Source organism: Sphingomonas sp. SP4, assembly GCF_058313375.1.
The window spans coordinates 1,647,687-1,672,297 of sequence record NZ_JBZFLE010000001.1; the positions used below are offsets into that span (position 1 = coordinate 1,647,687).

A 24,611-nucleotide genomic window follows, 5' to 3' on the forward strand; every position below is an offset into this window, starting at 1 on the left:
ACGGAGTCAGCGGAAGAACATGCGTTAAGTTCCTACGGCTGCGGCCAATTTTCCAGGATTTCGACGAAGCGGGACAGCCAGGCGTTGGTCTGGTGGCCATCGACGACGCGGTGGTCGATCGTGAGGGTTACGTAGGCCATCGGGCGCACCAGGATTGCGTCCTGGCCGCCGACCTCGCGGACCACGACGCGTTTCTCCAGTTTGCCCACACCGAGGATCGCCGCCTGCCCCTGATGAAGGATGATCGGCGTTGCGAGAAGCGAACCTGAGACGCCGTGGTTGGAGATGGTGAAGCTGCCGCCGGACACGTCCGAACGCTCCAACTTTCCTTCGCGCGCACGGCGCGTGAGGCCGTCGAGCTTTGCCCCGATCTGCTCGAGTGAAAGGGCGCCGGCGTCCTTCACCACCGGAACGACCAGCCCCTTTTCACCAAGCGCTGTGCCGACACCTACGTCGATCGTCGGCGAGATGGCGATGCGGTCCTTTTCCCAGCGCCCGTTGATCGCTGGCGCCACGGCCATCGCCTCCGCCGCCGCCTTCACGATGTAAGCGGTGTAGCTGAGCTTCGTGCCCTTCGCCGCCATCGCCGCCTTGTGAGCCCCGACGGACGAGAAATCGGCTTCGAACACGGCAGTCACGTGTGGCGCCTCGGAAACGGCGCGAACCATGTTCTCGGCGATGGTCATCCGCATGCGGTCGTGCGGAATGTCCTGAGCGGAGAACTGCCGCGGTTGAGCCGTCGCGGGTTCTCCGACGCTGACCACCGTGGCTGACGCGACCGCTCGATCCACATCCTCGCGAGTAACGCGACCGTTGCGGCCCGTGCCTTGAATGCGGGACGCATCGATGCCGTGTTGCAAGCAAGCTCTGCGCACCGAAGGGCTAAGCCGGGTCTCTGTAACGTCACCGTGCTCCTGCGCAGGCAGGAGACCAGTTTCTTCTATCTCAGTTGACTGGGCTCCTGCCTTCGCGGGAGCACTGGGTGCAGCAGCGACAGCGCCATCGGTCTCAATTCGCGCCAGCAACGCCCCAGGCGGCGCCTCCGCATCCGTATCGAGGACGATCTCGGCAAGCACACCAGCCGCCGGCGCAGGCACCTCCTGCGTCACCTTGTCGGTCTCAAGCTCCACCAGCGGATCGTTCTCAGCGACCGCATCGCCGATTTGCTTCAGCCACGCACGGACAACCGCCTTGGTGCCTTCCTGCTCGTCGGGAACGCGAACTTCAATCAACTTTAGAATCCCACCAGCCGCTCGATTTCGGCTCGAATACGCGCCGGGCTCGGAACCGCCCATTCCATCAGCTTCGGGTGATGCGGGCTCGGGATGTCCGGCATGGTCACACGAGCCACTGGCGCGTCGAGATCTAGGAAGGCTTCGTCCGCGACGACGGCAGCGATCTCTGCGCCGAAGCCGCCTGTTCGCAGATCTTCATGCACTATGAGACAGCGGCGCGTGCGGCGAACGCTGTCGAGCACCATGTCCTTGTCCCAAGGTTGCAGCGTACGAAGGTCGATCACGTCGGCGCCGAACCCATCGGCGGCCGCCTCGCACCGGGGGACCATGGCGCCCCACGTCACGATCGTAATCTTGTCGCCTTCCCGCGTCTTCTTCGCCCGGCCGAACGGCAGGACATATTCGTCACCGGGCCAGGGCCGCCGCGCCCAGCTGTCGTCCAGCATCGCGCGATGCTCGAAGAACAGCACCGGATCGTTTCCGCGCAGGCTACCGCGCAAAAGACCGACCGCATCCTCAGCGTTCGACGGCACCGCAACTTTCCAGCCGGGATTGTGCACGAACTCGACCTCGTTGGTCATCGAATGCCACGGGTCGCCGCATTTGAAGAAGCCACCCGGCACGCGCAGCACCATCGGCGCGGCGAAGCGATTGTTCGTCCGCCATCGCATCGTCCCCGCGTCGTGGATCTGCTCGGTCGCCGGCTCGGCATATTTGCGAAACTGGATTTCCGGCACGGGCATCAGCCCCGCCAACGCCATCCCAACAGCGCGCCCGACGATACCTTCCTCATTCAGCGACGTGTCGAAGACGCGCTCGCGTCCGAACTTCTCCTGCAGTCCGAGCGTCACCGCATGGACGCCACCCTTGGGTCCAACGTCCTCACCGAAAACCAACACCTTTGGATTGGCCTCAAGCTCCTGCTCGAGGACTCGCCGGATGGCGGTGACCATGTTGATGCGCTGGCCCGAACTCACTGGCTCGTCGGTCGCAGCCGGCGCCTTGTACCCGCCGTTCCATAGGCCGCCGACCTGCTGCAACTCGCCTTCGTAGAAGACCTGGCTCGTCACCTTCTCGGGTGAAGAAACGCCGCGAGCTTCGGCCTCGGCACGCGCGGCTTCGACCTGCCATGCGGCCTCGCGTTCGAGGTCACCCCATTGTTCATCGCCGATCTGCAGCTTGGCGACGTGCGCCTTGAGCTTGGGAAGCGGATCGCGCGCCCATTCGGCCTCGATCTCGGCTTCAGACTTGTATGTTTGTGTGTCCTGATAGCTGTGACCCTCGAGCCGAGGCACGCTCAGCCGAAGCAGCGCAGGCTTCTGGTGCTTCCGGACAAACCCGACGGCATCGCTGATCAGGCGCGACGCTTCGACGGGATCGGTGCCGTCGCCGTTGAAAATTTCGAGACCGGCGAAGCTCGCGAGATTGGCGGCGATATCCTTGCCAGGCGTTTGATATTCCGAGGGAACTGAGATGCCGTAACCGTTGTCTTCCACGTACATTAGCAGCGGCAATTGTTGTGTCGTGGCAATAGTTAGCGCGGACCAAAATCCCCCTGTCGAGCAGCTCGCGTCGCCTCCCAAGACCAGGGCGATGCTGTCGAGCGATCCCTCCTTGAGAACGTGCTGCTTGTACTTGAGCGCCTGTGCCCACCCGGCGGCCGGTGTGTACTGCGCGCCCACTCCGCCGCACATGGGAAGCGCGTGTGCGCCGCCCGGATTGGGATAGTTGAATACCACGCCGATATCGCGGCCGTCCGAATAGCCGCCAGCAAGGCCCATTCCCGAGCCGAGCGCATCCGCGAGCGGAACGCCCAGCGCGAGGAGCAAAGGCCGCGAACGGTAATAACCGCACGCCGCGTCGCCGTCCTTCAGGTGAAGTCCGAGCAGCACCTGCGCCATGTCATGGCCGCGCGCGCTGAATTGGTAGAGCACCTTCTTCGCCGGAACGAGCTCCTGCTCTTCCAGTCGGTCCATCTCACGGCTGGTAAGGACCAGCCGCGCAACTTCACGCCAATTCACGTCGGCGGACACCCGGCCCGGATCCCTTTCAGCCATCGAGGCACTCGGTCACCGCCTCGACGAAACGATCAACCTGTTCGTCGCTCATGCCGACGACGTTGAAGCGGCCACTATCGGCCATGTAAATTGCGTAGTTCTCGCGCAGCCGGAGCACCTGCTCCTTCGAGATCGGCAGCATCGAGAACATCCCATACTGGCCCCCGATGAAGGCGAGGCGCGGATGCGCGGATGCGATGCGCTGGCGAACGGAATTGATCCGGTTGCGCATGGCTTCGAGCTCGACGAGCCAGTCCTTGTGCAGCTGCTGGTCTTCGAGAACGATGTGGACGGCAGCGGCGCCGTGATCCGGCGGCATCGACCACATCTCCCGCGCCCGCTGGTACACGTGCGCCATTGCTTTCTTCGATGCGTCCACGGAGCCGGTCTTCAGAAACAGAGAGCCGACGCGGTCGCGATAAACGCTGAAATTCTTGTCGCAGCTCTGCGCGATAATGACTTCGTCGCAAGCTGAGAGAATGCCGCGCAGGCCATGCGCGTCTTCGTTCAGGCCGCGCCCGAAGCCTTGATAGGCGATGTCGACTAGCGGAATCAGGCCGCGGTCGACGACGACATCCGTGACCTTGGCCCACTGCTCGTGATTCAAGTCGGCGCCAGTCGGGTTATGGCAGCATCCATGGAGCAGCGCGACGTCGCCCGGCTCCGCCCGCGACAGCGCGTCGATCATCGCATCGAAGCGGATCACGGACTGGGCGCGCTCGTAATAAGGATATTCGACCACCTCGAGCCCGACCGCACGGACGATCGGCGGATGGTTTGGCCAGGTCGGCGTTCCTATCAGCACGCGCGCGTTCGGGTTGGCCGTCGCGATCAGTTCGAACCCGAGCCGCAACGCTCCGCAGCCGCCGGGCGTCTGCACTCCGAGAATCCGTTCGTCATAGGCGTGCTGGCCCAGCAGGATCGGACGGATCAGTTCGGCGAACTTCTTGTCCCCGGCGCTACCGAGGTAGGACTTGCTCGTCTGCGTCTCGAGCAGGCGGCGCTCCGCTTTCTTGATCACCTCGAGGATCGGGGTGCGACCGGAACCATCCCGGTAAACACCGACGCCGACATCGATCTTCTCCGGCCGTGGATCGGCATCGCAGAGCGCAATCAGCGCAAGAAGAGAGTCGGACTCTACGGGCGGAAGATCGGCAAGCCCCCTTGCCTTTGCGTCGGTCTGGTCGAGCATGGAACGGCGATTAGCTAAGTTACGCGTCGTAATCCACAGCTACGCCGTCCCCTAGGGGCACGGACTGGCAGGTCAGCACGTAGCCGTCGGCCACTTCCTCGTCGGTGAGGCCGTAGCGGGCAGCCATCTCGACCTTACCTTTGATCACCTTGGCGCGGCAGGTTGCGCAGACCCCCGCCTTACAGGCGAACGGCGCCGGCAGGCCCGCGGCACGCGCACTGTCCAGGATATTGCCTGCGGTGAACGGCACGCGCCGGGTGCGCCCGTCGAGCGTCACGGCGACGTTCACGCCCTCAGCCTGCGTCTGAAGCTGGGCCATCTCGCGCGACACGGCTTCCGGAGGACGGTCGGCGGTGAAGCGCTCGATATGGATGCGCTCTTTCGAGATATTCCGGTCGAGCAGAGCGCCTTCTGCGGCGTCCATCATCGGGCCGGGCCCGCAGATGAACCAGCCGTCCACGTCCGCAGCGTCCGGCACGAGGTGCTGGATCGCCTCCTCCAGCCGCTCGCGATTCAGCATTCCGTTGAACAGCTCGATGTCCTGCTCTTCCTGGTCGAGGAAGTGGTAGATTTCGAGCCTTCCGAGATGCTTGTCCTTCAAGGCTGCGAGCGTTTCGAGGAAGATGACCGAGCTGCTGTCGCGATTGCCGTAAAGCAGGGTGAAGCGGCTCTGCGGCTCCTCGCGGAGGAGGGTCTTGATGAGCGACATGACCGGCGTGATTCCGGACCCGCCGGCGATGCCAACGATGTGCCGCTTGTTTGTTGGGCTGAATTCTGTGGTGAAGCTGCCGTGCGGGACCATCACCTCGACCGTGTCTCCAGCCTTCAGCTGGTCGCCGACCCAGTTGGAGAAGAGCCCTCCGCCGATGCGCTTCACCGTGACCATCCAGTCCGTCTCCGCGGGCGCGGTGCAGAGTGAATAGTTACGGCGGATTTCCTCGCCATTGATCGTAGCGCGCAGCGTCAGATGCTGACCTGCTTTGAACGCGAAGGCATCCCGAAGCTCGGGTGGAATCTCGAAGCGGATCGAATTGGCTTCGGTGGTCTCGGGAACCACTGCTGCGACTTTCAGCGCGTGGAAATGAACCGACATTACCAGGTCGCGTCAGGGTAAGTGCGCGGCAAAAACTGCATCACGGCTAGTAGGTGACCCAGATGTTCGCTGTGATGACCGCGACGCCCACCAAGGATTGGGCGCTGATCGGCCGGCACATCGAGCTTGGCTTCCGCGAGCACCGCGGCAATCGCCGAGCGATACTCGCCCTCGAAGGTGCGTGGGTCTGGCACAATGCCAAGATCGATCAGTGATTGAAGCGTCTCGTCGACTTCGAATAGCTCCGGCACGAATCGCCAGTTCCAATCGAGCCCTTCCGCCATCCGGCGCGCACTTTCCTCGGTGCCGTCACCGAGACGGATGGTCCATTCGGCCGCCAGCTCGCGATGATAGGCGACTTCCTTCACCGCCTTGTGCGCGAACTCTCGGAGGAACTGATCGCTCGACTCCGTCAGCCGCTGGAACAGCATGTGCTGCCAGGTCGTGTAGAGCAGGTGTCGCGCAATGGTCTGAGCGAAATCGCCGTTCGGCTGCTCCACCACCAGGCAATTGCGGAAGTCGAGCACGTCACGATGAAAAGCCAGCCGATCGCCGTCGCCCGCCTCATTCAGCAAAAGCGTCGCCTGCCCGACCAGGTCGAGCGCGAGATTGGCGAGGCTGATGTCCACCTCGAGCACCGGCCCATGACCGCACCACTCGCTCACGCGCTGGCCGAGAACCAGCGAGTCATCGCCAAGGCGCAGCAGATAGTCTTCGCGCGCGGAGACCGGCGCGTCCGCTTCCCGAACGGTAGCCATCAGATGTGCTTCACCTCGTCGGGAATGTCGTAGAAAGTTGGGTGGCGGTAGATCTTGCTCTCCGCCGGTTCGAACAACTCGCCTGCCTCGTCAGGATCGGACGCAACGATTTCCGCCGAAGGGACCACCCACAGGCTCACTCCTTCAAGGCGCCGCGTGTAGGTGTCGCGCGCGTGCCGGAGCGCGAGCTCCGCGTCAGGAGCATGAACGCTGCCAACGTGGCGATGCGAAAGACCGCCCTTGGCACGGACGAAGACTTCCCAGAGCGGCCAGTCACCGCTCACGCCGCCTTCCTCGCGCGGCGCTTGGCTTCGTGAGCGTCAGCGGCTTCACGGACCCAGGCGCCATTGTCCCAGGCATCGCGGCGCGCCTTCATGCGCTCCTTCGCCACCGGGCCCTCTCCGCGAACGACCGCATAGAATTCTTCCCAGTCGACCTCGCCGAAATCGTAGCCGCCCTTCTCTTCGTTCCACCTGACCTTCGGGTCGGGAACGGTGAGGCCAAGGAAGTCCGCCTGCGGAACGGTGATGTCGACGAACTTCTGGCGGAGCTCGTCATTGGTCTCGCGCTTGATCCGCCAACGCATCGATTGCGCAGTGTTAGGCGAATTCTCGTCGGGCGGTCCGAACATCATCAGGCTCGGCCACCACCAGCGGTTGAGGGCGTCCTGCGCCATCCGCCGCTGCTCCGTCGTACCGTTCGCCAGCGCAATCATGATCTCGTAGCCCTGGCGCTGGTGGAAGCTCTCTTCCTTGCACACGCGCACCATCGCTCGGGCATATGGCCCGTAAGACGTGCGTTGCAGCGGCACCTGGTTCATGATCGCCGCGCCGTCGACCAGCCAGCCGATCGCTCCGATGTCCGCCCAGGTCAGCGTCGGATAATTGAAGATCGTCGAATATTTGGCTTTGCCCGAGTGCAGCGCCTCGATCATCTGCTCCCGGCTCGTGCCGAGCGTCTCCGCCGCGCAGTAGAGATAGAGCCCGTGTCCCGCCTCGTCCTGCACCTTTGCGAGCAGGATCGCCTTGCGCCGAAGTGAGGGCGCCCGTGTGATCCAGTTACCCTCAGGAAGCATGCCGACGATTTCGCTGTGCGCGTGCTGAGAGATCTGCCGCGTCAGCGTCCGCCGATACGCTTCCGGCATCCAATCCTTGGGCTCGATGAACTCGTCCGCCGCAACTCGCGCCTCGAAGGCCTCAAGGAGCTTGGGATCCTCGAGATTCTCGATCTTGGCCGTCTTCTGAAGCTCGGTCGTATACATGGCGTGCGATGTAGCTCTTGGGCGCTCAACGTTCAAATGGGCAAGCGCAACGATACAGTTGAGTGGCTCCAGATCGCGCCTTTACTTTGAACGAAGGCGTGCTGAGATTGCCTAATGATTGGTACTCTCATCCTGCTGTTGGCCGCCCAGTCTGTCCAAACCTTGTATCCGCCGAGTCCCGGCGCGCGCGATGTCGTCCAACTCTTCAGCAGCGACGATTATCCTAGAAAAGCTGAGAAGAACGGACTTGAAGGACGCGTGATCGCGCGCCTGTTTGTTTCAACACGTGGAACGGTCAGGAGGTGCGAAATTCTGGAATCCAGCGGCTGGGACATACTCGATAAGCAAACGTGTAAGATCTTGAAGAAGAGAGCTCGATTCAAACCCGCTCGAAATCAGCAGGGCAAGGCGATCGAAGACGTCTTCGTCACTCCGCCGATCATGTGGAGAACCGAAGACAGGCATCCCTAAGAGGGCTGCCGCATCATCGCGCCGACCCGCCCGATTCAATGACCGGTCCTCCAAGCGTTCGTGAGTACCCGGTAAACTCAGCAACTTTACGTCCGTCGCCAGTGCTAACGGCGACGCGTGTGACGCCCGCTCGACCTTCGCGAGCGACCTCTTCCGCCTCCGCAATCAGCGTTTCGCCTTCGCGTACCTTGTCCAGGAACACGATCGAAGCCTGAGCAGCCACGCTCGCGTGGTTGGCGCCGTTGCACACATAGGCGAAGGCGCTGTCGGCCAGTGCGAAGATCATGCCGCCGTGAGCGAAGCCGTGCCCATTCAGCATGTCGGCGCGGACGAGCATCGACACCCGCGCATAATCCTGGCGGACTTCTTCGATCTTCAAATCCCAGGCGGGTCCCGTGCCCTCCGCGGCGAGCATTGTATGGGCGACCCGATTGGCGAGTTCGTTTGCGTCCACGCCCCCTCCTTCGCTAGGCCGCTGGCATGGCTTACGAGACCATCGACTTCAAGGCGGATGGGGCCATTGCCCGGATCACGCTGAATCGCCCGGACCGGCTCAACAGCTTCACCGTGAAGATGCACGAGGAGCTGCGCGACGCGCTCGCGAACCTCGGCAACGCGCGCGTGGTGGTGCTCACTGGCGCGGGTCGCGGCTTCTGCGCCGGTCAGGATCTCAACGACCGCGCCGTCGCTCCGGGCGAGGCAGTGGACTTGGGCGCGACCGTCGAGGGCTATTGGAACCCGTTGATCCGCACCCTGACGTCGATGCCGCAGCCGGTGATCGCGCGGGTGAACGGCGTCGCCGCCGGTGCCGGCGCAAACGTCGCCTTTGCCTGCGACATCGTTGTGGCGGCGAAGTCCGCGAAATTCATCGAAAGCTTTTCCGCCATTGGCCTCATTCCCGACAGCGGGGGCACTTGGCATCTGCCGCGCATCGCTGGACAGGCGCGGGCGATGGCTCTGGCGCTTACGGGCGAACCGCTGCCTGCGGAGAAGGCCGCCGATTGGGGCCTCATTTGGAAGGCAGTCGAGGACGAGGCGCTGGACGCCGAGGTGGATGCCATCGCCAACAAACTCGCCTCGCTCCCGCCGCTGGGCCTTGCGGCCACGAAGGAAATGATCCGCTCGAGCTGGCAATACAGCCTCGATGAGGAGCTCGAGCGACAGGCCGGCACGATGCGGCGGCTCGGCTTCACCGAAGACTATCGCGAGGGCGTCGCGGCGTTCCTGGAGAAGCGCCAGCCCAAGTTCACGGGGCGCTGAGCGATGAGCTCATCGACCATCGAATATCGCCTGAGGCCCGGCACCCGTGCTGCAATCGGTCAGGCCGGCGCGCACAGCGTCATTGCCGACCGGCCCGAGGGGAAAGCCGGCGGGATGGGCCTCGGCTTCAATGGCGGCGAACTGCTCGCGCTCGCGCTCGGCGGATGCATCTGCAACGACCTGCAGGTGCTCGCCGATGAGGACGGCGTGTCGATCTCCGATCTTGCAGTAACGGTCACGCTCGAATTCGGCGGACAGCCAAGCCGGACAACGAACGCGAGCATCAAGATCGACTGTCAGTTGGCAGACGGGTCCGATCCGTCGGACCTGATCGAGCGCGCGAAGGCGCTCACCAATATCGCCAATTCTCTTCGCGCCGGCGTGCCGGTCGCGATCGAGAAGGCCTAAGCGCCAGCCCTCTCCGCGAAGCTCCACGCGGCGGCCGCCAACGTCGGCACGCGCTTGGCCATTTCCTGGGCCTGCGCGTGCGACGCGGTGCCGTCGATCACGCGCTTCTTGATGCCCTGAACGATGCCGGTGAGCCGAAAGAGATTGTAAGCGAAGTACCAGTCGAGCGTGCCGGAAAGCGGTACGCCCGAACGCTGCGAATATCGCTGAGCGATTCCCTCAAGCGAAGGAATGCCCAGCTCCTTCAGGTTCAGGCCAGCTAGGCCCGCTCCCCCGTCTGCGGGCATCATCCATTGCATTGCAAGGTAGGAGAAATCCGCGACCGGATCGCCAAGCGTCGCAAGCTCCCAATCGAGCACGGCGGTCAGCGTGCCGTCGCCGTCGAACACGACATTGTCGATGCGATAGTCGCCGTGGACGATTGACGTGCGGGATTGCTCGGGGATCGTCTCCGGCAGGAAAGCGATTAGTCGCTCGACCTCGGGAATATAGTCGGTCTGGCTATCCCGGTATTGCCGCGTCCAGCGCGCAACCTGGCGCTCGAAATAATTTCCGGGCCTGCCGAAATCGTCGAGCCCCGCAGCTTCCGGGTCGATGACGTGAAGGTCCGCAAGCGTGTCGATCAGCTGCTCGTACATCTCCCGGCGGGTGGCCGGATCGAACTCAGGCAGTGCCCCATTCGCGTAAGGGCGGCCGCGAGCCAGCTCCATGACGTAGAAGATCGCGCCGATGACATCCGGATCCTCGCAGAGCGCAAGCGGCTCAGGCACTGGAAAATCAAGCGGGTGAAGCGCGGCGAGGAGGCGATACTCCCGATCGACAGCATGTGCAGAGGGCAGCAGCTGTCCGAACGGCTTGCGCCGCAGCACGTAATCTCCCGAAGCCGCGCGAACTCGATAAGTGGGATTGGACTGACCTGAAGGGAACTTCGCCAGCTCCAACGGCGACTGGAAGCCCTCGACATTCGCTTCGAGCCAATGACCCAGCGCTTCCTCGTCGATGAGCTGCTCCGTCATCGATGCTTCTTGAACTCTAGCCGGGCAATCGCGCGGCGGTGAACTTCATCCGGCCCATCGGCCAGCCGCAGCGTACGGATTGAAGCATAGGCTCGCGCGAGCCCGACATCTTCCGACACGCCCGCTGCTCCGAATGCCTGGATCGCGTCGTCGATGATCTTCAGGGCCATGATCGGCGCCGCAACCTTGATCATCGCTATCTCGCCCTGCGCCGCCTTGTTTCCGGCGCGGTCCATCATGTCCGCAGCCTTCAGGCAGAGCAGCCGCGTCATCTCGATGTCGATGCGTGCATTGGCAATCCGCTCTTCCCACACGCCCTGCTCGGCTATCGTCTTTCCGAAGGCAGTGCGCGACATCAGCCGCCTGACCATCGCGTCGAGCGCTTCTTCGGCCGCGCCGATGGTGCGCATGCAGTGGTGGATGCGCCCCGGCCCGAGCCGTCCCTGCGCGATCTCGAAGCCCCGGCCCTCGCCCAGCAGCATGTTCGAGGGCGGAATGCGCACGTCCTCGAGGACGATCTCCATGTGGCCGTGCGGGGCATCGTCATAGCCGAACACGGGCAAGTGCCGCTTTATCGTCACGCCCGGCGCGTCGAGCGGCATCAGGACCATCGACTGCTGCTTGTGCGTGTCGGCCGATGGGTCGGTTTTGCCCATCAGGATCGCGACCTTGCAGCGCGGGTCGCCGGCGCCGCTCGACCACCATTTGCGGCCGTTGATCACATATTCGTTGCCGCGCATTTCGATGCGGCATTTGATGTTGGTGGCGTCGGAGGAGGCGACGTCGGGCTCGGTCATCAGGAAGGCGGAGCGGATCTCGCCGTCCATCAGCGGCTTCAGCCACTCGTCCTTCTGCTCACGAGTGCCGTAGCGGTTGATGACCTCCATGTTGCCGGTGTCGGGCGCAGAGCAGTTGAAGGCTTCCGAAGCCCAAAGGATGCGACCCATCTCCTCGGCGCAGAAAGCATATTGGAGGTTGCTGAGCCCCGGACCTTCGAACTGGAAGCTGTCGTCGACTGGGGTCGCGCCATGCGACGGCGGCATGAAGAGGTTCCAGAGACCCTCGGCGCGGGCCTTTTCCTTCAGCTCTTCGACGACCGGTAGCACCTTCCAGCGATCGCCTTCGCGCTGCTGCGCATCATAGTCGGGGACACGCGGCCGGACCTGCTCGTCCATGAAGGCGCGGACCCGGTCGCGCCACTCGCTTTCGGCGGGCCCAAGGCTGAAATCCATTTGAGCCGCCTATCAGGAAGGCGCAGCCATGGCTATTAGCAGCCCAATGGCACGGCTTTCAGGCAAGGTTGCGATCGTCACTGGCGCTGCTTCGGGTATCGGCAAGGCTACCGTCGAGCTCTTCCGCGCAGAAGGCGCGACCGTCGTCGGCGCCGACGTTTCCGACGGAGCGGACGCTGTTGTGGATGCAGGCGATGAGGCAGCAGTCCACGCACTGGTCGAGCAGGTCGCGCGCGATCACGGCGGCCTCGACATCTTCTTCGCGAACGCCGGCGTGTCGGGCGGCCTGGCGTCGATCTCGGAGCAGACCGCTGAAGATTGGGCCGAGATCCTGCGCATCAACCTGATCGGGCCATTCCTCGCGATCAAGCACGCGGCTCCGCTGATGAACTTGCGCGGTGGTGGATCGATCATCTGCACCGCGAGCGTGGCAGGTCTGCGTTCAGGGGCCGGCGGAGCCGCCTATTCGGCCTCGAAGGCGGGCGTCGTAAATCTCGTCCAGACGGCGTCGCAGCAGCTCGCCGGTTCAGGCGTCCGCGTGAACGCGATTTGCCCCGGTCTGATCGAAACCGGCATGACCAAGATGATGTACGATTTCGCGCGGGAAAGCGGTCAGGCCCACCGCATCGGCGAACTCAACCCACTCAAGCGCGGCGGCGAGCCGGAAGAAATCGCGAGGGCCGCGCTGTTCCTCGCGTCCGACGAGTCCAGTTACGTCAACGGAACTGCGCTGGTGGTTGATGGCGGCCTCGCGACCAGCCACCCGACCACGCGCAAGTTTGAAATACGGATGCTGTCCTAGCCGTTCACCAGCTCACAGAATTTCTTCAGGTCGATGTTGCCGCCTGATACGACGCAGACGATCGGCCCTTCTAGGCTTTGATCAGCGAGAGCCGCCGCCAACGATAGAGCGCCTGCGCCTTCCGCGATCGTCCGGGTCTTCTCCGCAATCAACCGCATCGCCTCTCGCGTCTCGTCCAGCGTCACGGTGATGGCGCCATCGGTGACCGGTCGCATGCGCTCCCACATCCGTTCGGTGACACTCTGGCCGCCGGCTCCATCGACGAACGATGCCTCCCAGCTTGCAAACTTTTGCGGGCCACCTTCCTTCAACGACAAAGCATAAGGAGCCGCAGTTTCCGGCTCGGCGCCGAGCACCCTCACGTCTGGACGACGGCCTTTGATCGCGCTGCCGACGCCGGTGATCAGCCCGCCTCCACCAATGGCGCAGATCACCGTCCGGACGTCGGGGCAATCTTCCAAGATCTCCAACCCCATGGTGCCGTGGCCGGCGATGAAGTCATATTTGTCGAAGGGGTGAACGAACGTGCCCTCCAGCCCCGGAAAGGCATGAGCCTCCGCCGCAACCCATGCTCGTTCGTAGGACACAGGGAGGATCGTCGCGCCGAGGGCGCGCATGCGATCGAGCTTGGTCTGCGGCGCCGTCTCGATAGCGACGACCGAAGCCGGAATGCCGAACTTCCGCGCTGCATAGGCGACGCCCTGACCCGCGTTCCCGGCGCTGATCGTCCAGACACCGCGTGCCCGCTCTGTGTCCGACAGGCGCGCCACCGCGTTAGTCGCGCCGCGAATCTTGTAGGCGTTGGTCGGCTGCAGGTTCTCGAGCTTGAGATAGATTTCGCGCGGGTCGCCGACGTCGATCCTGACCAGCGGCGTCCGCAGCGCGGTCGTAGCGACGCGATCGCGCGCCTGTTCGATATCCTCGATCGCAATCGGTCGTACCGGTTCGATCATCGATGCCTCTCCTGCTGGCGCCAATCTTCTTCTAAGGAGGCGCGATGAAGACTCTCAAGCTCCTAAATTACCAGCGTGATCGCTGGATCGGTGGTGACGGCAACCTCGCGGAGATCCCCAGCGCGATCGACGGCGCTCCGGTAGCGCTCACCGGATCGAGCGGACTCGATTTCGGCGGCATGCTTCGCCACGCGCGCGAGGTCGGCGGTCCGGCTCTTCGAAGGCTGACGTTCCATGAGCGGGCGCGCATGATCAAGGCGCTGGGCCTCGCGATCATGGCACGCAAAGAGGAGCTGTACGAGCTCAACTATTTGACCGGCGCGACGCGCAAGGACGGCTGGATCGACATCGAAGGCGGCGCGGGTACGCTCTTCTCCTTTTCGTCGAAGGGCCGCCGTGAGCTCCCGGACGCACATGTGCTGCTCGACGGTCAGCTCGAGGGCCTATCCAAGAACGGCACCTTCGTTGGCCAGCACATCTACACACCGCTTCAGGGCGCCGCGGTGCACATCAACGCCTTCAACTTCCCCGTGTGGGGGATGCTGGAGAAGCTGGCGCCCACCTTACTGGCGGGGGTGCCGGCGATCGTGAAGCCGGCCTCGGCCACTGCCTACCTGACCGAAGCCGCATTCAAGATCATGATCGAAGCGAACGTGCTGCCCGCCGGCGCTATCCAGCTGATCGTCGGCGGTGTCGGTGATCTGTTCGATCATCTCACGGGTCAGGACATCGTCAGCTTCACAGGCTCGGCTTCCACTGCACTGAAGCTCCGTACGCACCCCAACGTCATCCGCGAGTCCGTTCGCTTCGTGGCCGAGCAGGACAGCCTCAATGCATCGTTGCTGGGTCCTGATGCGGCGCCCGACACGCCCGAGTTCGACCTCTTCATCAAGGAGGTCGCGACCGAGATGACCGTGAAGGCGGGGCAGAAATGCACCGCCATTCGCCGCGCGATGGCGCCAGCGGAATATCTCGATGCGGTCCAGCAGGCGCTTGGCGAACGGTTGGCCAAGACCAAGGTGGGCGATCCGCGCGCCGAGGATACGCGCATGGGGGCGCTCGTCAGCGTCAGCCAGCGCGAAGACGTGCGTCAGAAGATCGCGGAGCTTGAGGCCGCGGGCGCGCGGATCGTTGCCGGTGATCCGAATGCCGATCCGCCAATCCCGGGCGGGGCGTTCCTGCAGCCAGTCCTCCTGCGCACCGACGATCCGTGGAACAATGCTGCCGTTCACGACTGCGAGCCGTTCGGTCCGGTTTCGACGATCATGCCCTACAAAGACATCACCGACGCGATCGCACTGGCGAACCGGGGCAAGGGCAGCCTTGCGCTTTCGCTATTCACCCATTCGCCCGATGCTGCGCGAGAGTTCGTGCAAGGCGCTGCGGCCTATCACGGCCGCATGCTCGTCATCGATCGCACCAATGCTGCTGAGTCCACCGGCCACGGTTCGCCGCTTCCGGTCCTCGTGCACGGCGGTCCCGGACGCGCGGGCGGGAGTGAGGAAATGGGCGGCGTTCGAGGCGTGAAGCATTACATGCAGAGGACGGCGCTTCAGTCCTCGCCTGCGATGATCGCCGCGATCACCGAGCAATATGTGCCGGGCGCCCCCAAGCGCATCATCGATGTCCACCCGTTCCGCCTGAAGATGAGCGAGCTTCACATCGGTGACACCTGGCAGACCGAGAGCCGCACCGTGATGCTTGAGGACATCGAACATTTCGCGGAGTTCACCGGCGACAAATTCTACGCGCACATGGACGAGGAGGCGGCGAAGGCCTCACCGATTTTCGAAGGGCGGGTTGCGCACGGCTATTTGATCCTCAGCTTCGCCGCCGGCCTGTTCGTCGATCCGGATCCGGGTCCGGTGCTCGCCAACACGGGGCTGGAAAACCTTCGTTTCCTGACGCCGCTTTACCCTGGCGACAGCGTGCGCGTCGAACTCACCGTGCGCGCCAAATCGATCAAGTCGGAAGATACTGGCCAGGTCCGCTGGGCGGTCGAAGTCTTCAACCAGAGGGATGAGTTGGTCGCCACCTACGATCTCTTGACCGAGAACGTGCCTTAGGAGCCGCAACCGGCCGGATCGCTGTTCGTTTCCAGCGTCGAGTTTCCCCGAGGAGAGCGACCATGAAAGTCAGCGAAGTGATGACCCGCGACGTGCAGACGGTGCGGCCGGACCAACCGGTGCAAGAGGCCGCGAACTTCATGCTCGATGCCGATGCCGGTTCGATCCCCGTCACGGAGGGCGAACGGCTTATCGGAATGATCACCGATCGCGACATAGCCGTTCGCGGAATCGCCAAGGGCTACGGCCCGGACACGCCGGTGCGCGACCTGATGACCGGCGATCTCGTGGTCATCCATATCGACGATGATGTCGAAGACGCCGCGACCAAGATGAGCAATTCGCAGGTGCGGCGGTTGCCGGTCATCGATCAGGATGAGCGGCTATGCGGCATCGTCAGCCTGGGCGATCTCAGCCGCGAGACCGACACTGAATGTGCGTCAGAGGCGCTGGAGGGCGTCACTCAGCCAGGTGGTGAACACCGCCAATAGCTGCTGTGCTCTTGCGCAGGGTTTCTGGCTGCGCAGGAACCGTCCTTAGCGGGAAGCGATTTCCTTGATCGCGCGATCGACGATCTTGGCGTCGGTCGCCGCGTCGTGACGTTCCGAGATGATCCGCGCTGCGGCCTTGGTGGCCGCTTCGGCCGCAGCGGCGCGAAGCTGCTCGATGGCCGTCCGCTCTTCCGCAGCGATCTTGTCTTCCGCCATGCGCGTGCGGCGCTCGACCAGAGCTTCCGCGTCAGTCTTCGCCTTGGCCACGATCTCTTCGGCTTCGTGACGCGCGCGCTCGAGAAGCGAGTCACGCTCCTTGTCCGCCGACGCCGCCTTAGCCTGATACTCGGCCTTCAGCGCCTCGGCTTCTTTCCTCAGAGTCTCGGCTTCAGCGAGCTGGTCCCGGATCGTGGCGATCTTGCTGTCGAGCGCTCCGGCAATCGCAGCAGGGACCTTCTTCCAGATAAGAAGCGCGATGACGCAGATCATCGCGAGCGCAATGAAGGCAGGCGCCGTCAGGCCGAATGCAGTCGGTTCGGCCTCGTGGGTCGGCACTTCGGTGCTTGTATGGACCTGTGCCTTAGACATTCAGTTCAGCCTTTACCGCTGCTGCGGCGTCAGCCGCATTCACTTCGATGCCGGCCAGCCGCTGCACCATCTCCCGAGTGGCATCGGCCGCGACACCTTCGATCTCGGCGCGAGCCGACCCGACTGCATCGCGAAGTCGCGCCTCGGCAGACTCAACCTTCTTCCCGATGTCATCGGCCGCAGCCTTGACCCGCGTCTCGGTATCACGAGCGCTCGCCGCCTTGGCTTCCTGAGCGATGCGGGCAGCGTCTGCACGCGCGGCATCCATCCGCGCGCGCCACGCAGCCTCCGTTTCATCCGCTTCCTGGCGCGCGGCCTGCGCACGCTCGAGATCCGTAGCGATCTGCTTCTGACGCAAGTCCACGGTGCCCTGGATCTTCGGCACCATTCCCCGCCCGATCGCGAAGAAAATGATACCGAACACCACCGTCAGCCAGAAGAGCTGCGACCAGAAGATGTCGGGAAGCTGGTTAAGTTGAGGCATGTCGGTCCTATCCGCGGGCTATCGCGCCGCGGCTTTCAGCTCAGAAAACGAACAGGATGAGCAGAGCGACGGTGAACGCCATCAGGCCGAGCAGCTCGGCGAGCGCGAAGCCTAGGAACAGGCGGCCCTGCTGACCGTCGGCAGCTGCCGGGTTGCGCAGCGCGCTGTTGAGGAACTGACCGAACACGAAGCCGACGCCGATGGCGGCAGCACCGGTACCGATGGCGGCGAGACCAGCGCCGATGAGCTTTGCGGATGCAACGTCCATGTTGAAACTCCTATTAGAAACAGTTGGTTAGTGAAGATTGATCGCGTCGCTGAGGTACAGCGACGTCAACAGAGCGAAAACGTAAGCCTGGAGGGCGCAGATCAGCAGCTCGAGCGCGCCAACGCCGACGATGAAAATGAAGCTGATGAGACCCACGCCAAAGCCCGTGGCGCTGCCCGAAGCGAAGCCGCTGACGATGAAGCTTCCGAACACTTCCATCAGGATGTGGCCTGCCATCATCGCCACGAACAGTCGGAGCGCGAGGCTGAAGGGCCGCACCAGGAACGAGACGATCTCGATCGGAACGATGAGCGGCGCCATGTAGATCGGCGTTCCGGCCGGCAGGAAAAGCGAGAAGAAGTGCAAGCCGTGCCGCCAAATGCCGACGATGATCACGATCGAGAAGCTTACGATGGCAAGCACCCCAGTGATGCTGAAGTGGCTCGTTGGCGTGAAGGCATGCCAGCCTGGCACGATCGCCAGCGGCAGCATGCCGAGGAAATTCGCGAATAGGATGAAGGTGAAGAGCGCGAAGATGAAGGGGGTGAACTTCTTGCCTTCAGGACCGATGTTCACCTTCACCAGATCGTCGACGAAGCCGGTCAGCCCTTCGACCGCCATCTGCCAGCGGCCAGGGACGACCTGACGCTTCATTCCGCCCCACATGAAGATACCGAGCGCAAGGAGCGCGGCAACCATCCAGGCTGCGCTGTTGGTGAAGCTGATGTCGTATTTGCCGATATGCAACGGAACCAGTGTTTCCACCGTGAACTGATGCATCGGGTCGATCTTGCCGGCCACGCGTTCCTCTTTACCGTCCAGCGCCAGGGTTCTGCCCTGGCGGCACCTTAGAACTTCGAAGCACGCCCCTGATGCCGACCCCGAAACCGAGGAAAAGCATCAGCAACGTCAACCAGGGCTTGGTCCCGAATAGGCTGTCCAAACCCCACCCGAGCAGTCCGCCCCCCAGAGGGCCGCCGATCAGATACCCAATCACAGTTTGAGCGACCCGCATATTGGGGTCGACCTGCACTTTGGATGCCTTCTCGGCCTCGCGCTGTCGCGCCCGGTCGAGCCTCTCATTGAGGGATTCGAGCCGTGCATCTTGCGGAAGCTTCGGGACCTCTTCGGAATCTTCCTCAGCCATGTCTTTCCCCTGTGCGTCGCCCCCGCTGAAATCCAAGGGCAGGCACGGGCGAGGGACATGGCGGACGACAATTCCGCCAAGGCGCCGACCCTTTATGAACGGGGCTGCAGATAGTCAACTGCGGGATACGGCTGTAAGCCGCGGGAATGAAACGGGTGATATTGGCTTTCGTAGCACTGGCGCTGACCGCAGCAGCCCCTGGCCCTCACAAAGTCGTGCGACAGACGCCGCCGCTGGATTTCAGCTACACCTGGCCGGCCGAAGCCGTCGCGATCCCCGCGCTCGACACGCGCTTCTATAATGATGCGAAGAAGAAGCTCGCCGAAGCCCTGAAGAATGCGAGCGAAGACCAGAAGCTGGCGCGGCAGGACAAGCGCGATTTCAACGGGCACGATTTTTCGATGGACTGGACCACCGCCGGGCAGACACCGCGGCTCCTCTCACTCCAGAGCGATCTCGGCAGCTTCGAAGGCGGGGCTCATCCGAACACCGTCTATGGCGCGCTCCTGTGGGATCGCAGCATGAACCGGGAGATCAGCCTCGAATCCCTGTTCTTGCGGCCAAGCGCGTTTTCTGCCCTGACCAAGGGCCCCTACTGTGCCGCCCTGAACAAGGAGCGAAACAAGCGACGTCAGGGCGAGAAAATGAACCTCCCTGACTTCAACGCTTGTCCGAAATACTCCGATCTGGCCATCGCGCCCGTCGACAAGAACAAGAATGGGCGCTTCGACGCGATCGCCTTCACCGCCTCACCTTACGTCGCGGGGCCTTATGTCGAGGGCGAGTATGAGGTGACGCTGCCAGTCAGCCGGCAACTGATCGCAGCGATCAAGCCCCTCTATCGTGGGTCATTCGAGCCTCAGCGGCAGTAGCTCGGCACCGGCGCCGGCTGGCCCGCCGCCCGCCTGCGCCAGGTTCCGTCGTTCCACAGATAGGCCTCGCCGACCGCTACGCGAGAGAGAAGCTGGCAGCCGGCCGTGATCCCGACATCTGCAGGGCTTACGCCCCGGCTGGACGCGAGATTGCTGTAGAGCGTGCGCCGGCGGATGTTGATCGTCGCGACCTGGCTCCGCACCGAACCCGAAACAGGCGCCGCCACGCCAAGATATCCGTCGTAACGCTCACCCACTGATCCCTCGACGCGCGCCGCATCGACGGCAGGCGACTGCGCTACTGCTGGCGCGGCACCTGCCAACGCCAGAAGAATGACAAGTTTCTTCACTGAGGCTTCTTCTGCTGTTGCTGCGGGAAGGCCTGCGGATTCTGGTTGATCAGCTGCTCAACATCGCGCTGCAACCGCACCAGCACTTCCTGGCGGATCGTCACGTTGAGGTTGATGTCGATCGGCTTCTCGGGCGCCTTGAGCGAGATGCAGCTCGCCAGTGGCGCCGATAGGGCCGCGATGGCGAGCAATCCGGGACGGGCTATAAGGGACTTCATCATCTTCTCTCTCACTTCGTGGCGGGTGGCGGTGCGGTGTTGGCCTGCTCGTCGACAGGCGTCTGGGTCTGTTGCTGCTGCTCTTCGATGCGACGGACCTCGGTGCTGATGCCGGGGACGTCGTCGAGCGGACGTGGCAGTACGTCCTTGATCAGGTCGCGCGGATCGCTGACCGATTTCGCAGTGGCGATCAGGGCGCGGAACGGACCGGTGATGGTCACATTCAGGTGAAGCGGAATCTTCGCGAGCAGGCCGCGGATGATCTTCTGGGTCTGGTTGGACTGGCCGATGCCGGCTCCATCAATATCGAGGCGCGCAGCGAATTCGCCTGCGAGGTCGCCGTCGAGGCGGATGATCATCGACTTGAAGCGTAGGTCTCGAAGGGCGTTGAAGGCGATGTTGCCCATCGTGCCGAGGTTGGCCTTGTTGACGACTCCCACATAGGAGAGCGAACCGCCAGGCGCCTCGGAGTCCAGCCGGCCGCCGACGACGCGTCCGCCGTTCTCGTCGAAGATCATCGGCAGAACGCCATTGAACTTGCCGGTCGCGTCCAGCTCCTTGAAGCCGAGCGACTGGACGAACACGTGAGCGTCGAGGTCGACCACCTCGAAGGTCAGCCGCTTAGCGGTCGGCTTGGCGAAGTTCAGCACGGTTTCGTGAAGGACCAGGCGGCCGCCCATGAACGGCCACTCGCCGCGCTCGATTTTCACCAGCTGGTTCGGAAGCAGCTGGTAATGGATGACGCCATTCTCGACCAGGATACCCGGGTTGATCGACTGGATGTTCATCACCTGCCCCGGTGGTGTGACGAGGTTGAGCAGGTCGCTGAAGTGGATCGTCCCGCGCATGCCGGTCACTGGGCCGAACGGCGCGGCAAGATCGAGGTTTGAAGTCGAGAAATCGCCGGTCGAGGTAACCTTCCCGTTGCCCAACCAATTGATCCGTCCCTGACCGCTGATGGTGCCGTTGACGAGAGCGACTGTCCCTTCCGTCAGCGGGGTCAGTTCTTCAGGCTGCAAATTGGGGCCGAACGTCAATTGCGGCACGTCGAGGAGAGCCTGTCCGTTACCTGTCGACAGCGCGTGGCGGATCGTCACGTCTGTGACGCGGATCCCTGTTCCCGGATGAACCAACGTGCCGCCTGCACGGATGCTGTCGCCGGCCAGCAGGAAGCTGAAGTCATTGCTGTGCAGCGTGTAGAAGCGAGCCTTTTCGCTGCTGTCCGACAGGTTGAGCCCGCCGTTCAGGCTCAAACGGCTGCCGACGTAGCGCCAGCGGCCATTGGCGTCGCTCACAAGCAGCTTGATGTCGCCGATCGTCGCTCGGCCACCGCCGAATGTCCCCGACATCCCCCCATTTGCGAACGACCCTTGCAGCCGGTTTGCATCAACAACGACAGGAGATTGAGGCTTCCCAATGCGCATCCCCATCCGATTAAACGCGAACTGCGCCCCTCGAATTTCTCCATTCGCAGCGGCCAAGTGCAGCGGGGATGTGCCGATACGCCCGTTCAGGACCGGATTGTTGACGCGAGCGGCCGTGAGGACCGAACCGTTCGTGCTCTTCGAGATGATCGCTGGGCCGATGGGACACACGGGAAGGCGTGTCGCGCCGAACTGCACGGAGCTCATCTGGAAGTAGTTGAAGCTGACCACCGCGCAGCTCGTGCCGAACGCGAAGCTGCCGCCGTTGCCGATGCGCCCTTCAATCGGCAGCCTTAGCGCCTGCGCCCGCCCGCCCGGGAACGACCCATCCAGCTGTGCAACGGTGCTGAGTGCCGTCGTTCCGCCCGGTCCGGGGCCGAAGCGGATCGGCGTGAACGCCAGGCGCTGACCGCCCGCCGTATAAGGCGCGATATTTGCGGCACCGCTCATCGGAGCGCCGGGACGTGCCTGGCTCAAGCTGACCCGTCCGCTGGGCAAGCCGCCACCGGCCATCTCAATCGTGCCGTCGATACGAAGCGCCGATGCCGGCCAATAATAAGTCACGCCGCTGCCACCCGAAACGCGAGCGCGCGCGCCGCCTGCCGCGAGGATGTTCGCGTCCTTCACCCGAACCGCTCCGCCGCCGGGGAAGTTCACGACCTGAATGCCGCCGGCAGCGTTGAAATTACGGGTGGTCCGACCGATCGCGTTGCTGATGCTGGTGATCACTGGCCCAATCGGCGTGTTGGCCGCAGCCTGAAGCGGCTGAGTCACGCCCGCCAGCATCGACGGATCCAGCGCCGCGCTGTCCGCCGCGAAATCACCGAAGAGCGCAAAGGTGCCCTTGCTGAGTCCAAGATGGTAACTGCCGTTGAGCCGCGTGCGGTCCGCGTAAATAGTCGCCATCCGCGACTTCTGCGCCGACAGCTTCACCTGTCCTTCGACGCGCTCCAGCGATCCCTTGTAAGTGAGGAAACCCACGAAGTTTGCCAGCCCGTTCTCGCCGGCAACCAACGTGTTGATCGCCATGCGACCGCTACCGTCGATGCTGGTGAAGGATTCGTTGAAGCTGGTCTTGGCGTCAAACCTCGGCGCCGCAACGTCAAAACGGCTCGCCGGGCAAGCGAAGCGATCAAGAGTGACTGGGCCCTCTGCCCGCGGATGCCGAGCGACCACCGCCACGGCGAAGTTTGCTCGAACATTCGTCGCTGCGCATTTGCCCGGCACGATCCTGGGGCTAGCAACGGCGAGATTGCCTTTGAAGCCCCCGCTCAGCCGGCCCGAGCCCTCAGCCGCCACGCCCACCGGCCCGAACGGCGTAGCGAGCGCGATGCTGCTGTCGGCGACATCGAGGACGATGTCCGGCAGCTTGAACGGCTGCTTGCTCGGCGGAGGAAGCAGCTTGTCGATCTGGCCCCAGCTCACCTTTCCGTTCACGAGCTTGCCGCGCAGCCGGACGCCGCGGGCTACCACGCGATACACCTGGAAGTTGCCGTCGAGCTTCAGCTGCATCTGGATCAGCGCATGGCGGGCGACGAGGTCCGGGTGCTTTGGATCGCCGATGACGAGATTGCTGACCTCCTGCGTCCGGAAGCCGACGCGATCGAGGTGATAGCTGGCCGTGACGCCCTTCTTCTCGAACTCGGCTTTGAGATAGTGCGTTGCGATCGGCCGGCGCTGTATCCAGACAACGGCGATCGCAATGGCGAAGACAATGAGCAGCCCGAGCGCTGCGAACATAGCGATGCGGCCCCAGGGAGTGCGGCGCACGACTACGGTCGCGCCGGTATCATCCGGCACGGCTCGTCCCCTGTTCACTCGGCCACCACTCGCTCATTGGGACTTACTAACCCCCGCGGCCTTGGACCGTTCCGAGACCGGCATGACCCCTTCCCTTGTCGAGCGGCGCTCGTCTACAGCGGCGTTGCTCGGACAAATCGCTCACCAAGGGGCGGCATGTACGAGCGCGCGTCCAAATCCGATGAAGCCGAACTGGCGAGCGGCCACCGCGCCCGGCTCCGCCAACGCCTACTCGACGCGGGCCCGAAAGGCTTCCACGATTATGAGCTGCTCGAATACCTGCTGACCCTGACGATCCCGCGCGTCGACACCAAACCGTTGGCGAAGAAGCTTATTCAGGAGTTTGGAGGGATCGGTCCTTTGCTGTCGTCGAGCGCTGACACGCTCCGCCGCGAAGGATTGAGCGATCCTACCATCGCTGCCCTGAAAATTGCGGAAGCGACTGCCCTGAGGCTGCTTGAAACCAAGATTGAGAACCAGCCAGTGCTTTCTAGCTGGGACGCGCTAGGCGACTATCTGCACGCTCAGATGGCGCATCAGCGCATCGAGGAAGTCCGCGTCCTTTTCCTCAACGCCAAGAACATGCTTATTTCCAACGAGGCCATGTGGCAGGGCTCGGTCGATGAAGCCTCCGTCCACGTGCGGGAAGTCATCGCGCGTGCCATCGCGTTAGGCGCAACCGCCATCATCATCGTCCACAACCACCCCAGCGGTGATCCGACGCCATCAAGCCAGGACATCCGATTGACGCGAGATCTGGTCGATGCGGGAAGGCACATGAAGATCACGGTGCACGACCATGTGATCGTCGGGGCTCAAGGGCGAACGAGCATGAGATCGATGGGGCTGATCTAATCTGCTTTGGGCCATTGCGGACATTGGCGCTACAAAGACCAGGCCTATCGGGCCGACCGGTCACCCAAGTGCCGGCGCTGGTTCAACGGCCTCCAACTCCGTTGCTTGTGTGTCATACAGGTCCGCAAGCGACCGCAGCAGCTTGGCGCGCTCTCGATCGGAGGACTGCCTCGACAGCACCCGGCTTTGCGCGGCGAGCGCACGTAGTTTCTCCGCCCCGTCTGACATGGCAACTGGAGCGGCTAGCGCGTCGGTGGGTTCCTCAGACCGAGGACGCTGTCCCCAATTGACGCAGTAGAACTGGGCCCTT

27 protein-coding genes are annotated in these 24,611 nt (G+C 63.3%); 8 read left to right on the forward strand and 19 right to left on the reverse strand.

The window, feature by feature from the left end:
* Positions 1-32: 32 nt before the first annotated feature.
* Genes AC4GYV_RS08425 through paaA form a run of 7 tightly spaced genes read right to left on the reverse strand, consistent with a single transcriptional unit; the run spans position 33 to position 7,596 of the window.
* Entirely contained in the window at positions 33-1,232 is a 1,200-nt protein-coding gene (locus AC4GYV_RS08425; protein ID WP_491100202.1) for a dihydrolipoamide acetyltransferase family protein, read from the reverse strand.
* Between the two features lie 2 nt (positions 1,233-1,234).
* The gene (locus AC4GYV_RS08430) at positions 1,235-3,292 is read right to left on the reverse strand and encodes an alpha-ketoacid dehydrogenase subunit alpha/beta (protein ID WP_491100203.1); all 2,058 of its coding nucleotides are present in this window, start codon (positions 3,290-3,292) and stop codon (positions 1,235-1,237) included.
* On the reverse strand, positions 3,285-4,484 hold the full coding sequence (locus AC4GYV_RS08435) for an amino acid aminotransferase (RefSeq protein WP_491100204.1): 1,200 nt from the start codon (positions 4,482-4,484) through the stop codon (positions 3,285-3,287). Before AC4GYV_RS08435 ends, AC4GYV_RS08430 begins: the two co-directional genes overlap by 8 nt.
* 19 nt (positions 4,485-4,503) lie before the next feature.
* Entirely contained in the window at positions 4,504-5,577 is a 1,074-nt protein-coding gene (locus AC4GYV_RS08440) for a 2Fe-2S iron-sulfur cluster-binding protein (protein WP_491100205.1), read from the reverse strand.
* Positions 5,577-6,335, reverse strand: a complete 759-nt coding sequence (gene paaC, locus AC4GYV_RS08445) for a 1,2-phenylacetyl-CoA epoxidase subunit PaaC (RefSeq protein ID WP_491100206.1) — start codon at positions 6,333-6,335, stop codon at positions 5,577-5,579. Before paaC ends, AC4GYV_RS08440 begins: the two co-directional genes overlap by 1 nt.
* A complete protein-coding gene (gene paaB / locus AC4GYV_RS08450) occupies positions 6,335-6,619 on the reverse strand; it encodes a 1,2-phenylacetyl-CoA epoxidase subunit PaaB (protein WP_491100207.1) in 285 nt (94 codons plus the stop codon). The genes paaC and paaB overlap by 1 nt, the downstream gene beginning before the upstream one ends.
* Complete coding sequence (gene paaA, locus AC4GYV_RS08455) at positions 6,616-7,596, reverse strand: 1,2-phenylacetyl-CoA epoxidase subunit PaaA (protein ID WP_491100208.1); 981 nt, start codon at positions 7,594-7,596, stop codon at positions 6,616-6,618. Before paaA ends, paaB begins: the two co-directional genes overlap by 4 nt.
* A gap of 114 nt (positions 7,597-7,710) precedes the next feature.
* Here paaA and AC4GYV_RS08460 point away from each other — a divergent pair, with 114 nt between their 5' ends.
* Positions 7,711-8,067: an energy transducer TonB gene (locus AC4GYV_RS08460; protein ID WP_491100209.1), complete on the forward strand. Its 357-nt coding sequence runs from the start codon at positions 7,711-7,713 to the stop codon at positions 8,065-8,067.
* 13 nt (positions 8,068-8,080) lie between these two features.
* On the opposite strand, the gene paaI is transcribed toward AC4GYV_RS08460, so the two are convergent.
* Positions 8,081-8,521 (reverse strand): hydroxyphenylacetyl-CoA thioesterase PaaI, encoded by a 441-nt coding sequence (paaI, locus tag AC4GYV_RS08465; RefSeq protein ID WP_491100210.1) that lies wholly within the window; start codon positions 8,519-8,521, stop codon positions 8,081-8,083.
* Positions 8,522-8,547: 26 nt separating this feature from the next.
* Between paaI and paaG the strand changes: the two genes are divergently transcribed.
* On the forward strand, positions 8,548-9,327 hold the full coding sequence (gene paaG / locus AC4GYV_RS08470) for a 2-(1,2-epoxy-1,2-dihydrophenyl)acetyl-CoA isomerase PaaG (RefSeq protein ID WP_491100211.1): 780 nt from the start codon (positions 8,548-8,550) through the stop codon (positions 9,325-9,327).
* Positions 9,328-9,330: 3 nt separating this feature from the next.
* Positions 9,331-9,735: an OsmC family protein gene (locus AC4GYV_RS08475; RefSeq protein ID WP_491100212.1), complete on the forward strand. Its 405-nt coding sequence runs from the start codon at positions 9,331-9,333 to the stop codon at positions 9,733-9,735.
* On the opposite strand, the gene AC4GYV_RS08480 is transcribed toward AC4GYV_RS08475, so the two are convergent.
* Positions 9,732-10,751: a phosphotransferase family protein gene (locus AC4GYV_RS08480; protein ID WP_491100213.1), complete on the reverse strand. Its 1,020-nt coding sequence runs from the start codon at positions 10,749-10,751 to the stop codon at positions 9,732-9,734. The two genes, AC4GYV_RS08475 and AC4GYV_RS08480, sit on opposite strands and share 4 nt — an antisense overlap.
* Positions 10,748-11,983, reverse strand: a complete 1,236-nt coding sequence (locus tag AC4GYV_RS08485; protein WP_491100214.1) for an acyl-CoA dehydrogenase family protein — start codon at positions 11,981-11,983, stop codon at positions 10,748-10,750. The genes AC4GYV_RS08480 and AC4GYV_RS08485 overlap by 4 nt, the downstream gene beginning before the upstream one ends.
* A 28-nt stretch (positions 11,984-12,011) precedes the next feature.
* Here AC4GYV_RS08485 and AC4GYV_RS08490 point away from each other — a divergent pair, with 28 nt between their 5' ends.
* Entirely contained in the window at positions 12,012-12,785 is a 774-nt protein-coding gene (locus tag AC4GYV_RS08490) for an SDR family NAD(P)-dependent oxidoreductase (protein ID WP_491100215.1), read from the forward strand.
* Here the strand turns inward: AC4GYV_RS08490 and AC4GYV_RS08495 are convergent.
* On the reverse strand, positions 12,782-13,738 hold the full coding sequence (locus tag AC4GYV_RS08495) for a threonine ammonia-lyase (protein ID WP_491100216.1): 957 nt from the start codon (positions 13,736-13,738) through the stop codon (positions 12,782-12,784). The genes AC4GYV_RS08490 and AC4GYV_RS08495 overlap by 4 nt on opposite strands.
* Positions 13,739-13,782: 44 nt before the next feature.
* Between AC4GYV_RS08495 and paaZ the strand changes: the two genes are divergently transcribed.
* Together paaZ and AC4GYV_RS08505 are read left to right on the forward strand one after the other, a co-directional pair.
* Positions 13,783-15,804, forward strand: a complete 2,022-nt coding sequence (gene paaZ / locus AC4GYV_RS08500) for a phenylacetic acid degradation bifunctional protein PaaZ (RefSeq protein WP_491100217.1) — start codon at positions 13,783-13,785, stop codon at positions 15,802-15,804.
* Between the two features lie 62 nt (positions 15,805-15,866).
* Positions 15,867-16,295, forward strand: coding sequence for a CBS domain-containing protein (locus tag AC4GYV_RS08505; protein ID WP_491100218.1), 429 nt, complete (start codon positions 15,867-15,869; stop codon positions 16,293-16,295).
* Positions 16,296-16,340: 45 nt separating this feature from the next.
* Here the strand turns inward: AC4GYV_RS08505 and AC4GYV_RS08510 are convergent, their stop codons facing one another.
* From AC4GYV_RS08510 to AC4GYV_RS08530, 5 genes are read right to left on the reverse strand one after another with little or no spacing between them, the layout of a single operon-like run.
* The gene (locus AC4GYV_RS08510; protein WP_491100219.1) at positions 16,341-16,883 is read right to left on the reverse strand and encodes a F0F1 ATP synthase subunit B family protein; all 543 of its coding nucleotides are present in this window, start codon (positions 16,881-16,883) and stop codon (positions 16,341-16,343) included.
* Positions 16,876-17,367, reverse strand: coding sequence for a F0F1 ATP synthase subunit B family protein (locus AC4GYV_RS08515; RefSeq protein ID WP_491100220.1), 492 nt, complete (start codon positions 17,365-17,367; stop codon positions 16,876-16,878). Before AC4GYV_RS08515 ends, AC4GYV_RS08510 begins: the two co-directional genes overlap by 8 nt.
* A 40-nt stretch (positions 17,368-17,407) precedes the next feature.
* A complete protein-coding gene (locus tag AC4GYV_RS08520) occupies positions 17,408-17,635 on the reverse strand; it encodes a F0F1 ATP synthase subunit C (protein ID WP_491100221.1) in 228 nt (75 codons plus the stop codon).
* 27 nt (positions 17,636-17,662) lie between these two features.
* Positions 17,663-18,415, reverse strand: coding sequence for a F0F1 ATP synthase subunit A (locus AC4GYV_RS08525; RefSeq protein WP_491100410.1), 753 nt, complete (start codon positions 18,413-18,415; stop codon positions 17,663-17,665).
* 31 nt (positions 18,416-18,446) lie between these two features.
* Positions 18,447-18,782 carry an AtpZ/AtpI family protein gene (locus tag AC4GYV_RS08530; protein WP_491100222.1) on the reverse strand — a complete coding sequence of 112 codons (336 nt, stop codon included), beginning with the start codon at positions 18,780-18,782 and terminating at the stop codon, positions 18,447-18,449.
* Between the two features lie 146 nt (positions 18,783-18,928).
* On the opposite strand from AC4GYV_RS08530, the gene AC4GYV_RS08535 reads away from it, so the two are divergent.
* Complete coding sequence (locus tag AC4GYV_RS08535) at positions 18,929-19,654, forward strand: PdaC/SigV domain-containing protein (protein ID WP_491100223.1); 726 nt, start codon at positions 18,929-18,931, stop codon at positions 19,652-19,654.
* Here AC4GYV_RS08535 and AC4GYV_RS08540 read toward each other — a convergent pair.
* The 3 genes from AC4GYV_RS08540 to AC4GYV_RS08550 are packed head-to-tail and all read right to left on the reverse strand — an operon-like array spanning position 19,642 to position 23,446.
* Positions 19,642-20,004 (reverse strand): YdbL family probable chaperone protein, encoded by a 363-nt coding sequence (locus AC4GYV_RS08540; RefSeq protein ID WP_491100224.1) that lies wholly within the window; start codon positions 20,002-20,004, stop codon positions 19,642-19,644. The two genes, AC4GYV_RS08535 and AC4GYV_RS08540, sit on opposite strands and share 13 nt — an antisense overlap.
* The gene (locus AC4GYV_RS08545) at positions 20,001-20,225 is read right to left on the reverse strand and encodes a YnbE family lipoprotein (RefSeq protein ID WP_491100225.1); all 225 of its coding nucleotides are present in this window, start codon (positions 20,223-20,225) and stop codon (positions 20,001-20,003) included. Before AC4GYV_RS08545 ends, AC4GYV_RS08540 begins: the two co-directional genes overlap by 4 nt.
* Positions 20,226-20,233: 8 nt before the next feature.
* Entirely contained in the window at positions 20,234-23,446 is a 3,213-nt protein-coding gene (locus tag AC4GYV_RS08550) for an intermembrane phospholipid transport protein YdbH family protein (RefSeq protein ID WP_491100226.1), read from the reverse strand.
* Between the two features lie 156 nt (positions 23,447-23,602).
* Between AC4GYV_RS08550 and radC the strand changes: the two genes are divergently transcribed.
* On the forward strand, positions 23,603-24,301 hold the full coding sequence (gene radC, locus AC4GYV_RS08555; RefSeq protein WP_491100227.1) for a RadC family protein: 699 nt from the start codon (positions 23,603-23,605) through the stop codon (positions 24,299-24,301).
* Positions 24,302-24,611 lie beyond the last annotated feature (310 nt).